At 32.6% G+C, this 12,718-nt stretch carries 10 protein-coding genes; 7 read left to right on the top strand and 3 right to left on the bottom strand.

The annotated features are described in order from the left end of the window. The first annotated feature begins 6 nt into the window (after positions 1–6). Positions 7–2,988 (top strand): hypothetical protein, encoded by a 2,982-nt coding sequence (locus AAE962_RS01335; RefSeq protein ID WP_343289261.1) that lies wholly within the window; start codon positions 7–9, stop codon positions 2,986–2,988. Here AAE962_RS01335 and pheT read toward each other — a convergent pair. Continuing rightward, entirely contained in the window at positions 2,985–5,324 is a 2,340-nt protein-coding gene (pheT, locus tag AAE962_RS01330) for a phenylalanine--tRNA ligase subunit beta (RefSeq protein ID WP_343289260.1), read from the bottom strand. The two genes, AAE962_RS01335 and pheT, sit on opposite strands and share 4 nt — an antisense overlap. A gap of 110 nt (positions 5,325–5,434) precedes the next feature. Further along, entirely contained in the window at positions 5,435–5,704 is a 270-nt protein-coding gene (locus AAE962_RS01325; RefSeq protein ID WP_343289259.1) for a hypothetical protein, read from the bottom strand. A 216-nt stretch (positions 5,705–5,920) separates the two neighbouring features. Between AAE962_RS01325 and AAE962_RS01320 the strand changes: the two genes are divergently transcribed. Genes AAE962_RS01320 through AAE962_RS01295 form a run of 6 tightly spaced genes read left to right on the top strand, consistent with a single transcriptional unit; the run spans position 5,921 to position 10,472 of the window. Next, positions 5,921–6,646 (top strand): F0F1 ATP synthase subunit A, encoded by a 726-nt coding sequence (locus AAE962_RS01320; RefSeq protein WP_343289258.1) that lies wholly within the window; start codon positions 5,921–5,923, stop codon positions 6,644–6,646. A 59-nt stretch (positions 6,647–6,705) separates the two neighbouring features. After that, positions 6,706–6,933, top strand: a complete 228-nt coding sequence (locus tag AAE962_RS01315; RefSeq protein ID WP_006014985.1) for a F0F1 ATP synthase subunit C — start codon at positions 6,706–6,708, stop codon at positions 6,931–6,933. Positions 6,934–6,936: 3 nt separating this feature from the next. Then, positions 6,937–7,416 carry a hypothetical protein gene (locus AAE962_RS01310; protein ID WP_343289257.1) on the top strand — a complete coding sequence of 160 codons (480 nt, stop codon included), beginning with the start codon at positions 6,937–6,939 and terminating at the stop codon, positions 7,414–7,416. Positions 7,417–7,423: 7 nt separating this feature from the next. Further along, entirely contained in the window at positions 7,424–7,900 is a 477-nt protein-coding gene (locus tag AAE962_RS01305; RefSeq protein ID WP_343289256.1) for a hypothetical protein, read from the top strand. Positions 7,901–7,905: 5 nt separating this feature from the next. Then, complete coding sequence (locus AAE962_RS01300; RefSeq protein ID WP_343289255.1) at positions 7,906–9,495, top strand: glycosyltransferase family 2 protein; 1,590 nt, start codon at positions 7,906–7,908, stop codon at positions 9,493–9,495. Next, the gene (locus AAE962_RS01295) at positions 9,477–10,472 is read left to right on the top strand and encodes a COX15/CtaA family protein (RefSeq protein WP_343289254.1); all 996 of its coding nucleotides are present in this window, start codon (positions 9,477–9,479) and stop codon (positions 10,470–10,472) included. The genes AAE962_RS01300 and AAE962_RS01295 overlap by 19 nt, the downstream gene beginning before the upstream one ends. Here the strand turns inward: AAE962_RS01295 and AAE962_RS01290 are convergent. Further along, entirely contained in the window at positions 10,455–12,434 is a 1,980-nt protein-coding gene (locus AAE962_RS01290; protein WP_343289253.1) for a biotin carboxylase N-terminal domain-containing protein, read from the bottom strand. The two genes, AAE962_RS01295 and AAE962_RS01290, sit on opposite strands and share 18 nt — an antisense overlap. Positions 12,435–12,718: the final 284 nt, after the last annotated feature.

Below are 12,718 nucleotides of genomic sequence, written 5' to 3'. Positions count from 1 at the left end.
GGTGATATGAATCAAGTTGTTGCAGATGGTCATATAGAAGTTATTGATTTAAATAACAACAGTGATGGTTTAGGTAAAGTAGAATCTATTTCCAATATTGCTTTGGAAGAGGAAGAAGAGTTTTTTGATGCTATGGAAGATGTTTCTAATGTAGAAGAAGGGAATGATTTAGGTCTTGCTAATTCAGAAGAGGGAGAAGAATTTTTTGATGCTGTAAGTGAGCAAACTAAACAAATAGCTGCTTTTAATGTTCCACTGAGTATATTTCATTATAAAGATTATGACTCTGACTTTTTTACCTCCTGGTATAATATATCAAGTGAAATATTGAAAGAGATAAACAGAGCTTGCCCAGAGAAGAAAGTATTAAATTTAGCTCTGTCAGTCTTAATGCTCCCTTATATTGCTTTTACTGCACTGGGATTAGTCGTATACAGTAGATTAAACAGCAAGACACAAGAAGGTGTAGGGGAAGATAAGACAAAAAAGAGTGAAACAGGTGTACCAAAAAGATTGGCATATGGTGTTCTTGCTGCAATAGCAATTTTTGTTAATGTGACGGTACTTGTAACTTTGGTTGTTCCTGCAACAATTTCTTTAGCTACTTTTTATCTTTTAAATAGAGATTTATCTCATTCTTTAGTTGCTGCTCTTAAAATAAGTATGGTGCGGTATTCTAATAAGCACCAAAATATAGAGGTGTCTTTTTATGAAACAGTAGTTTCTGATTCAAGAACTGAATATGATATGGAAATAAAATTTCCACCACAATTTAAAAAATTACTTAGAGACTTATGTGAGAATGAAAATAATAAGTGGTTTAGTGTAGCACGGGATTCGGAGCATAATATTATATTGAAACTATCAACTAACATCAATTTAAAAAACGGTCTTAAGCCTTTATATAATGAAATCAATGATGTGCTTACAACTTCCATAAAAGAACTTGCAAAAGCCATGGAAGAGCTGATAAAGCTAGAAAAGAAAGAGATTACATATGATAAACTGCAGGAATTGTTGAACGAATTTAGGCTAAAAATAGTGAGTAGTATAGGTTATAAGTTGACAACTCACTTAATAGAAAATGCTTATCAAGTTGCTTTTATACAAGCAATTAAATTTGCACAAAAAAGAAAAAAAGATTTTTCATTAGAAGATGCGCTAAGAGATATGTTAGTGAAACAAGAGTTGGAGAGTCAAGGTAAGGAATTACCCACTGAAAGAGGAATGATAATAAAAGATCTAAAAGAACTGCTATTAGGTGATGATATAATGGAGTTGCTTGATAACGCAGATGATATAAGTGATGATGTCCTTCTTGTGCTTAAAGCAAGGTGGAAACAGTTCATAGAAGAAGATGACATAGCTGAAAGGAAAGTAATTGATATATATAAAGATATGTATCCTAAAGAAACAGAGAAAGCTCTAGATAACGCTAAAATAGAGATTGAGTATTTAGAAAAAGAAGGACAAAAAAGATATATTAGAGTACGCGAAAAATTGAAAGAAGTATATGATGAAGAAAAAAATAACTTCATAAACGATGATTTAGAAAAGAAATTAGAAGATTTTTTAGAACAGGAAGAACCAAATGGGATATACGAAAAATTGAAAGAAATATATGAGAATATAAAAGGGAATGGTTCAACATATGGTGTTTTAGAAAGGAAATCAGGAGATCTTTTAAAAGAAGTAGGAGAAGGTGAGAGATATGAAAAATTGAAAGAAATATACGAGATTATAAAAAAGAATAGCTTAGCGGAGGATAATTTAAGAAGGAGATTAGAAGGTCTTTTTAAGTTCGAGTATGATAATCAAGAGGTTAAGCAAAGGCTAGTAAAATCAGTAATGAGAAAAGCCAAAGATGAGTTAAGCCGATTAGGTATATTAAGCCTGATAGAGGAGCAGTTTGTAAATTTAGAAAAGAAGATAAAAGCTTCTTTAAGTGAAGAAGCTTTAGATGAAGTGAATGATTTTGTAGAAAAGGCGTATTTAGAAATAACGAAATGTAAAATGCTAAATTTATTTAGAGGTCAAGCAAAGTCTATGAAAGGATTATGTGATCTATTAAAAGAAGATGAGCCGGAGCTAATAGAAAGTATTAATACACATCGAACAGAAATTGCAAAATGCTTAGAGCAACGTATATCGTTAAAGGAAGAAATAGAAGAAAATGAGAATTTAAACAAAGATTTAGAAGATGAGAGAAAGATAAAAGGAGAAAAGCATCCAAGTACAAAATTAATAGAGAAGCACTTGAAAAATAACCAAGAAATTCTGAAAGCATTAAAACAGTTAGAATTAGAAGAAAAAGGATTGTTGATAAATGAAAAAACAAAAAATGATTATAGAGAAGAACTGGAATCTCGTGAAAAAATAAAATTTGCAATAATAGAAGATGATTTACTTAAAGCATTCGAGCATGAAATTCTTGATGAAGAAGCAATTAAGAAGTTAATAGAGAGAGCAGAACTTGAGTACTATTTGACAGAAAAGTGCATAAAAAGTCCTGTAATTAAAACAAAAGATAATATAAAACACTTTTGTCAAGATTTACTGTCTCCTTTAATAAACAGATTGGTGGAAAATATAGTAAATAATGTACCAAAAAGCGATAAGAGTTCATGGCTCCAGCCTATAAAAGCTGTTAAGACAGGTTTGGGATATATTAAAACAGGTCTTGCTGTTGCAATGCATGGGGATAAGAGCGCAGAGGGAAAATCGTTGAGCGTGGCGCATGATACTCATAAGGAAGTAGAAACATTTCTTCAACATTTTCAATCAAATTATGAAGGAGTTGGAGGCTTTTTAGGCAATTTATTTTCTGATGATGGAACGACATTTAAAAATGATGTATGGCCTAAAGTAAAAGAGCATTTGCATGGAATGTGGGATAGGTTTTTCATGGATATTGAATTCAAGATAGGGAATAAATTGGATGAAGTAAACGTGACACAGCAAAATCAGGAAACGGCGATTACGTCTTAATGATGAGCTCTCAAAGTTCCTTCAGTATTTTCACACACTAAGTTGACTATCATATTTGATTCTTTTTGGATTTCCTCTTCAGTTAAAGTGTGAGTTGGAGAGCAGAAAGTAACTGAAAATGCTATAGACATCTTATTCGATTCTATATTGTTTCCATGATATACATCAAATATCAAAACTTCTGTGATGAGCTCTGAGCTTTTTTTCACCATATTGATTATATTACCTGCTGCTACATCTTTATTTACAATAAATGCAAAGTCGCGTTTTACACTTTGATATTTATAATCGATAAATTTTTTCTTACTTACAGGTAAATTTTCAATATTTTCTAATATCAACTCAAAGCCTACAACTTTTTGTTTGATGTTAAAAAAATTCAGTATACTTGGATGCAGTTCTCCAAAATAACCAACTATTTTACTTCTAAAAGATAAGGTACCTGACTTTCCTGGGTGGTAATATTCTTTTTCTGCTCTCTCTATTGCTAAATTATCACAATTGACATTAAAAAGTTCCAAAGCTGTTATGAGATCAGCCTTTGCGTCAAAAACATCTACTTTCCTGTCAATGTTATAATGGTTTCGTGGCAGATTATTTCCTGACCTGATTCCGCTTAAAACATACTTAGACTGAGCTTCATCATTATAAATTGGTCCAATTTCAAAAATTGCAAAATCAAGTGTACCATGGGCAGTATTATCTGCAGTAACTTTCAACAAATTTGGTATGATACTTGGTCTCATTATATTAAAGTAATTATTAAATGGGTTATCGATAATAAATAATTTATTCAAGTAACCAAACTTTTCAGATGTTGATTCACTCATAAAAGACCAAGTTATCACTTCATGAAACCCTCTGCTTGTCATTAAAATGCGCAAATCATCTTGTGTCTCTTCTTCTACTGTAACGTCTTCTGCTAGTGGCTCTTCCTTTATTTTATCATAGCTGTATATTCTTACTGCCTCTTCAACTAAGTCAGCAGGTATGGTTACGTCCGATCTCCAGGTTGGTACATGTATGCTCCAATTATTTTCAGTTCTTTTATCAATACTAAACCCTAATTTTGTTAGAATATTGAATAATTCATCAGGTGATGCAGATACACTTCCAAGTTTGTTTGCATCTTGATAATCAAAATTTATCTTGGTATCAGCCTTATTCAGATTGCCAGCAGACACTACACTTGACACTTCTCCACCACATAAATCTAAAATCATCTGGGCTGCAAGATTGAGTCCATCAAGGGTAAAACTAGGGTCAACTGAACGTGCAAACCTGTAACTTGAGTCCGTGGAGATGCTTAGCTGCCTTGAAGATTTAGTGATAGAAATAGGGTCAAACCAAGCAGACTCTAAAAAGATGTCAGTAGTTTCAATAGTGCATTCACTGTACTTACTACCCATAACTCCAGCAATTGCATGAACATTTTTATCATCAGAAATAACGCTTATGTCTTTGTTCAATAAGTATTCTTTATCATTTAAACCAATAAATTTTTCTCCATTGTTTGCTTTACGTACTGTGAGCTCTCCTTCTATTTTTTTTGCATTATATGGATGTATTGGGCGATTAAAGGATATCATGATGTAATTAGTAATATCAACTATTGCAGAAATGGAGCGCATTCCTATCGATTCCAATTTATCTTTCAGCCATTTTGGGCTCTCTTTATTTTTTACATTGGTGATGTATATTCCACTAATAAAGCTCTCCCCATCGATGACTTTGACGTTTATTGGTGAGGCCATAGAATAGGTAAGTTGTGTAATGCTTAAAGTCTTGAGTGTCCCAATTCCAGTTGCTGCTAGATCACGTGCTATTCCATAAACACCTAGGCAATCTCCACGATTTGGAGTGACATTTATATCAATTACAGGATCACAATTGAAAAATTTATCTTCTACTTTATAATCATCAGAAAGCTCAATGATTCCTTCACTTTCATCTTGAGTCAGCGCAAGTTCGAAAGCAGAGCAGAGCATTCCTTCACTTAACACTCCTCGTATTTTTGCAAGCTTAATTGTGAAGTCACTTTTTGGTAATGTGCTGCCAAGAGATGCAAGTACGGTTTTCATTCCTTCTCTAACATTCTTTGCTCCACATACTATCTGCAGAACTTTACTTCCATCATTTACTTTACATAATTTTAATTTATCAGCATTTGGATGAGGTGCGACTTCTAATACTTCTGCAACAACAAACCCGGCCAATCTGGAATTGTCGATCACATTCTCTACTTCCAACCCTATGTGAGTTAATTTATCAGTAATTTCCTCTAAACTAGCATTGGTTTCTAAGTACTCTAATAACCAAGATAATGTGAATTTCATCTATCTAACAATAAACAAAAATTCATTGTAATGTAAAATGTGATGTTTTTAAAGTTTGTTGTAATAAGTGGCTTCTATATTGCAAGAAACAACAGAAAAGCCTACTCTTTCTACAAAGAAAGAATTTTCTTTGTATCACCTTTGCAGTCCATTTCCATGCAGAGTTGAATGTTCATATTGTGATCATCTATATGGAAATTATAAATGTAAGCATCACCAGTGAAATTTCCTATAACATCATGGCTTTCATTTAGCATTTCACCTGCCATGTGGAAAAGACCAGTGTCTGGATTAGAAGAATAATCTGTAAACTTGATGTACCCGTTACCACATTCCTGTTCTAAATTTAAAGGTGGATTAGTAAAATCTATTTCGTTCATAATTGCCTCATATAAAAATTAAATTATAGTTAAAATAAGATGTTAAGTCAAGAATTTAGAATAAGATTGGTAGCTGACTATAATTTGCATTTTAATTGTATATTTTGTTAATATGTTAATGCTCTAATAATACAGAGCTCCTTATATTAATTCTTGACTTTATTCTATAAAATTTATACTTTATTTACTGCTGCAGTTTAAGTATACATGGTCAAAATGGCGTTAAATCCGCTAGAACAATTTAAAGTATATACAATAATAGAACTACCAAAATTATTTGGGTATGACATAAACTTTACCAACTCATCTCTTTTTATGATGATATCGGTGATATTAATGGTACTGTTTTTGCTCCTTGGAATAAGAAAAGGTGCAGTAATACCAGGATATTTGCAAGCTGCAGTTGAATATGTATATGATTTTGTTGTTTCAATAATAGAAAGTAACACTGGAAGTAAGAGTCTAAAACATATTCCATTGATATTTACAGTATTTATTTTCATTTTATCATGTAATTTAGTTGGTGTTCTGCCTTATAGTTTCACGGTCACAAGTCATGTAATAGTCACTTTTGCTTTGTCGATGGTGGCTTTTATTTATATAACGATTGTTGGGTTTAAGGAAAGAGGAGTAGGATTTTTGCGCATATTGCTACCAAAAGGAACTCCTTCGTGGCTTGCACCTATAATCATCATTATTAAATTATTTGCTTATTTAGTAAGACCGATTAGTTTATCAATAAGGCTTGCAGCAAATATGATTGCGGGTCATACAATCATCAAAGTGATAGCAGGATTCGTCATAAATATGAACATATTTTTTACACCTGCACCTTTTTTGTTTATAATTGCACTAATAGGATTTGAAGTATTTGTTGCAGTTTTGCAAGCTTATATATTTACTATATTAACATGTGTATATTTGTCAGATGCAGTAAAGTAATTGACTTCCTTGCAGAATATTTTACAATTATATTATAAAGAAATAGTTAAAGGTAATATATGGATTTAGTGGCTTTAAAATTTATAGCAATTGGTTTGGCTGTATTTGGAATGCTCGGTGCTGGTTTAGGTATAGCTAATATCTTCTCTGCTATGTTAAATGGGATTGCGAGAAATCCTGAGTCAGAAGGTAAAATGAAAAGTTACGTTTATATTGGTGCTGCCATGGTTGAAATCATGGGGTTGCTTGCGTTTGTACTTGCAATGTTATTAATATTTGCTGCTTAACAGATGCCACAGCTTGATGTTTCAACTTTCTCTTCTCAAATTTTTTGGTTTTTGATTTTTTTCTCTTCACTTTTTTTTGTAGTAAGTTGTTTATTCTTACCAAAGTTAGATGAAATAATAAACACTAGGAGTAAAGCAGTATTAGATTCTTTTAATAGTTCTATTCACCTTTTAAGACGTGCAGAAGAGCAGACTGCCAAGTATGATGCAGCTTTAAACCAAGCTAAAGTACGGGCAAAAAAAATCATAGATGATGCACTTGCTCAGGTGGAAGAAATGAGAGCGAGTGTTAAGAATATATTAGAAGAGGAAGACAAAAAAATAGTCAAGCTTGTTGAAGAAAGAGTGGCGAAATTTAAATCTAAGCATATTAGTGAGTTAAAACAAATGGCTACTAGTATTGCTTTAATTTACTACACTAAGTTAACTAATTCTGAAATTGAAGAGGAATTTGTTGCTGACTTGGTGTCCAAAGAATTTTAGGGTTTTTATGTCTACATTACTAGTTATCAGTCTTGCTTTTTTAGTAGGTTTTATCCTTTCGTATAAATTGCTAAGGAAGGTAATAAAAAACGCACTTAACAATAAACGTAACAAAAGCAAGTTTTCAAGTGAAGAAACTGAAAAATTCAGAAAAGATATGTTGGAGTATTACAAAAAATCTTCTGAAAAATACAAAAAATTAGATGCAAAAGTTAACAAAATGATGAATGAAGCACTTGATGAGGCTAATAGTATTATTAAGCATAATAGACAGCAACTCGATCAAACGTTAGATGAAAATGCCCATTCTAATTTGAAGAAAGTTACTGACCAAGTTGAAAAAGCTCTTGGGGATTTACAAGCTAACACAGCGAGTATAGCTGCTGATGCTGTAAAAAAAATAATGCATGAACGTAAAGATGATAAGCGTAGTAGTGAGGTTATATCTTCGTTTTCACGTGACTTGAGCAAAAAGTTGCATTAAGTTTAATGCCTGTACTTCAAACTGATAATGTAGAAAAAATTAAATTTGATTCTAGTTTATGCAAAGAACAAGAGAAACTTTTCTACTATAGGTTTAATATAATTCCTTGGCAAAAATTAAATGATACTACTTTTTTTATGGTTGAAGACATAAGCCAAGATATCAACCTTTGGTTCGAATCTCATTACAGTATTGAATATGTATTAATAAAAGCGAATAGTGAACAGATTTTAAATCTTCTTAACTCGCATTTTGGTATTTCAGAATTCGCAAGTAACTACTTATATTATAAGAATCGTAATTTTTCAGCTAAAAGCATTAGGCTCAGTTCAATCTTTTTTTCCTCTTTTTTTGTTATAATTTCGACTTTAACACTGACAAAAAAATATGCATATTTTGCTTTGATGTTGATATTTATAATCGGATGTTCTAGTTCTTTATTCAAATTTGTAACTAAAATTTTTGGCTTGCGTAAAATTTCTAACCAAAAAGCAGATTATGATAAGATGAATGAACCTATATATACTATTTTATTGCCTGCTTTTAAAGAGAATGCGGTTATAAAGCAATTGATTAAGAGCATTGAAAGTTTGGATTATCCTAAATCAAAATTAGATGTAAAGCTTGTGATAGAGAGCGATGATCAAGAAATGTTGGCAGCTATAGAAAAATGCACTTTACCACAGTATTTTGAAGTAATAAAAGTGCCTCATTCTCTGCCTAGAACAAAAGCTAAGTCATGCAATTATGCTATGAGCTTTGCTAGAGGAAAGTATGTGGTAATATATGATGCAGATGACAAGCCAGATCCGTTGCAGTTAAAAAAAGCACTAATTGAATTTAATAAGGGCGACGAAAAGTTGTCTTGTGTACAGGCGAAATTAAATTACTATAACTTTGGTTGCAATTTTCTTACAAAATTCTTTTCTCTCGAGTATATGAACTGGTTTCAATATTTTTTGCCTGGATTTCAAAAAATGAACATGCCAATACCTTTGGGCGGTAGCAGTAACCATTTTTCAGTGGAAATTTTAAAGAAAGTGCTTTTTTGGGATGCTTACAATGTCACTGAAGACGCTGACCTTGGTTTGAGACTTGCTCAAATGGGATATAAAACCAGGATTATTGATTCAGAAACATTGGAAGAATCACCAACTACTGTGTTTGCTTGGATCAAACAAAGAGCACGCTGGATTAAAGGTTATATGCAAACTTACATTGTTCACTTAAAAAATATAAAATTACTTTTTAAGCACACTGGACTCAAAGGAATTTTGCTATTAAACCTTTTTGTTGGTTCCTCAGCTTTGATGTTTTTTATGACTCCTTTTTTGTTGCTTTCATTGATACTAACTCAAGTTTTAAGTGGATTATTTTTATATTATTTTATAGTAGTATACGTTATTAACTTGATTTTTTTGATAATAGCTATCAAACAGCAAAAAATGCCTTTTTATTTTTATATAATATCAATATTTTTTCCCGTTTATAGTCTACTACATAGCGTTGCAGCTTTTCTCGCTTTGTGGGAATTTGTTATTCATCCTCAGCAATGGAACAAAACTCAGCATGGCTTATGGAAGCAAAACCTGTAGCTATTTGGATTTTTCTCTGCTCTTTCATGGTGATTTGCATGGTGGGGATTGGTGGATTTACCAGACTTTCAAAAGCAGGATTGTCAATCACGGAATGGAAACCAATTACCGGAACATTGCCACCGCTTAGTGAACAAGACTGGATTAAAGAAAAAGTAAAATATGAAGCTACACCTGAATATAAAGCATTTAACTATGGTATGAGTATGGAAGAATTCCGCACCATATACTTAATAGAATACGTGCATAGACTAATTGCAAGGCTGACAGGTTTAGTTTTTATCTTACCATTCATATACTTTACACTAAAAAAAAGAATACCTAAAAATGCAGTAATAAGGTTATCTACAGCACTATTATTTGGAATTTTACAAGCTTTTGCCGGTTGGTATATGGTTAAAAGCGGTTTGGTATCTAATCCTCATGTTAGTCACTATAAGCTCGCACTTCACTTACTGCTTGCATTGGGTATCTTTGCATTATTGTCATATCAATTTTTTGATTACCAAATCAAACCAAAACAGATAATTAAAATTAATAGCAACATTACATGTTACATATGGATAATTTTAATCCTAATTGCAATACAAATAATCTTCGGTGCATTTGTTGCAGGGTTAAATGCTGGTTTAATTTACAATACCTTTCCACTGATGGATGGACAAATTGTTCCAGAAGATTTATTTTACTTACAGCCTGCTTGGCTAAATATCTTTGAAAATAGAGCAACAGTGCAATTTGTGCATAGAGTACTGGCATTGCTGATATTAGTTATGGTAGCAATACTCACAATAAAAAATGCCAGTATAAGACCATTATATGTTATGCTATTCTCTGTCATCATTCAGGTAATTCTAGGAATAGTCACTTTGTTGCTGCATATACCAATGGCTATTGCTATAGCCCATCAAATGTTTTCATTTATCTTATTTGGATCAGGTTTATACTGCTTGCGTTATTTAAGAAATCAGATCTAATACCAAATCACCAGCATGTATATTTTTTCCTTCTTTAACAGGGATATTTTTTATCACCATTTCTGATTCAGCACATATTATATTTTCCATTTTCATTGCCTCTACAACAAATAGAGGTTGTCCTACCTCTACCTTATCTCCAGCATTGACATGTAATTTAACCAATAAACCAGATATTGGAGATTTCACAGTATCTACTGAAATCCCTTCAGTTTCATTATTTAGCATTAACCTGCTTAATTCAGCTATGTAAGGTTTCAATACAAAACATTCAACTTTCATACCCGCATGTTTTATGCAGTATTTGCTACCTTGCCTTTCTATTTTAAGTGCTATGTTGTTATCATCATTAATTGTTATATATAGCAATCTGTAACTTGATTTCCACTTACCCACCACGGAGTATTTATTGTGGTTATATACTGTTGTTAATGTGTTATCTTGATACTTTGCATTTGCGGAGTACTGATTGTCATCTATTTTCACTGTGAATACTTCTTCTATTGACTTACTGTAATACCTTCCCTCATTTTCTAAGTGAACATACAGTGCAATAAAAATAAATATTTTAATATATTCCTCTGTAATAAAATCACCTTGAAACCCGCTAGGGTAATGGTCTGGAATGAATCTCGTGTGGAGCTTTGCTGCAATAAAATTTGGATGATGGAAGATAGATTCTAGAAATTCTATGTTATTTATTACTTCCCCTATATAGCACTCAGACAAAGCTTTTTGCATTCTGCTGATCGCCTCTATTCTATCTTTTCCATAGGTTATCACCTTTGCAATCATTGAGTCGTAGAACATGCTGATTTCTGAACCGCTAGCTACTCCATCGTCTATTCTTACATGATCATTTTCATCCGGTTTATCGTAATATTTTATTCTTCCACTGGAAGGGAAAAATTTCTTTGATGGGTCTTCAGCACAAATTCTACTTTCTATTGCAGAGCCAGTAAGTTTAATATCATCCTGATTGAGTCTAAATTTTTCTCCACAGGAAATTCTAATCATTTCTTCTACTATGTCTATTCCTGTTACGAATTCTGTTACTGGGTGCTCAACTTGTAATCTCGTATTTACCTCAAGAAAATAGAAGTTTTGGTCTTTATCAACAACAAACTCAACAGTGCCTGCTGAAAAATAACCAACTTGCTTTGCCAAAGAAACACATTGAGCATACATTTTTTGTCTTACTTCTTCACTAATAAATGGGCTTGGTGTTTCTTCTATTATTTTCTGGTTGTTCCTTTGTACCGAGCACTCTCTTTCTCCAAGACACACTACATTGCCGTATTTATCTGCTATAATTTGTATTTCAATGTGTCTTGGCAGCTCTATATATTTCTCTATAAAAATACTACCATCTTTAAAACTTTTTTCTGCCTCATTTGTTGCTGATATAAATGCTAGTTCAATTTCTTTTTTGGAATGTACAATTCGCATTCCTTTACCACCACCACCTGATGCAGCTTTGAGCATAACGGGAAAACCAATTTCTTCAGCAACCACGGATGCGTGGTCAGCGTCTTCAATCTTACCCATATATCCTGGCACTACATTTACTCCAGCCTTTTTTGCCTCTTCTTTTGCCGTTATTTTGTTGGCTGTAACTTCTATTGTCTCTGCACTTGGACCAATGAAATCTATGTTATGTTTTTCCAAAGCACAGGGAAAATCTGGATTTTCCGCTAAAAACCCATAGCCAGGATGAACCGCCTCGGCACCTGTTTCAACTGCTACTTCGCATATTTTTTCGATATTTAAGTAACTAAGATAAGCAGGCGAAGGGCCAATGTTCCTTGACTCACCTGCTTGCCTTACATGCAAAGAATTTGCGTCTGCATCTGAGTACACGCATACACAAGATATGCCCATCTTGTGCGCAGTTTTGATTATCCTGCAGGTAATCTCCCCTCTGTTCGCTACTAAAATCTTACTATACTTCTTTCTTATCATCTTATCAGTATACTTTCTTAAGTTAAGAAAGTAAATTTCTATATTATTTCCTGCAAGTACTTCATGTTGGGGCTAAACCACTATCTAAAAGTTGCATAACATCAGGATCTAAAATTCACTATAGTACTTTCGTTATAGAGGCCATATACTTCATTACATGCCTTAAATAACAGATATGAAGACCCTCCAGAAGCTATTGTCGCTATTGAAGCCAATGCAAGAGACTGAGAAACTGAAAATAGAAGATACAAAGATACACACATAGCGATAGCACACACTATAGC

This window comes from Wolbachia endosymbiont of Encarsia formosa, from assembly GCF_039540065.1.
In the GTDB taxonomy this organism is placed as follows: Bacteria; Pseudomonadota; Alphaproteobacteria; order Rickettsiales; family Anaplasmataceae; genus Wolbachia.
Note: the sequence above shows the minus strand (reverse complement) of the source record. Positions and strands in the feature narration are given on the sequence as shown.

What these genes read in the sequence shown, in the direction of transcription:
- AAE962_RS01335 (WP_343289261.1), top strand. Translation starts at nt 7, where the DNA reads ATGAATCAAGTTGTTGCAGATGGTCATATAGAAGTTATTGATTTAAAT.
- pheT (WP_343289260.1), bottom strand. Translation starts at nt 5,324, where the DNA reads ATGAAATTCACATTATCTTGGTTATTAGAGTACTTAGAAACCAATGCT.
- AAE962_RS01325 (WP_343289259.1), bottom strand. Translation starts at nt 5,704, where the DNA reads ATGAACGAAATAGATTTTACTAATCCACCTTTAAATTTAGAACAGGAA.
- AAE962_RS01320 (WP_343289258.1), top strand. Translation starts at nt 5,921, where the DNA reads ATGGCGTTAAATCCGCTAGAACAATTTAAAGTATATACAATAATAGAA.
- AAE962_RS01315 (WP_006014985.1), top strand. Translation starts at nt 6,706, where the DNA reads ATGGATTTAGTGGCTTTAAAATTTATAGCAATTGGTTTGGCTGTATTT.
- AAE962_RS01310 (WP_343289257.1), top strand. Translation starts at nt 6,937, where the DNA reads ATGCCACAGCTTGATGTTTCAACTTTCTCTTCTCAAATTTTTTGGTTT.
- AAE962_RS01305 (WP_343289256.1), top strand. Translation starts at nt 7,424, where the DNA reads ATGTCTACATTACTAGTTATCAGTCTTGCTTTTTTAGTAGGTTTTATC.
- AAE962_RS01300 (WP_343289255.1), top strand. Translation starts at nt 7,906, where the DNA reads ATGCCTGTACTTCAAACTGATAATGTAGAAAAAATTAAATTTGATTCT.
- AAE962_RS01295 (WP_343289254.1), top strand. Translation starts at nt 9,477, where the DNA reads ATGGAAGCAAAACCTGTAGCTATTTGGATTTTTCTCTGCTCTTTCATG.
- AAE962_RS01290 (WP_343289253.1), bottom strand. Translation starts at nt 12,434, where the DNA reads ATGATAAGAAAGAAGTATAGTAAGATTTTAGTAGCGAACAGAGGGGAG.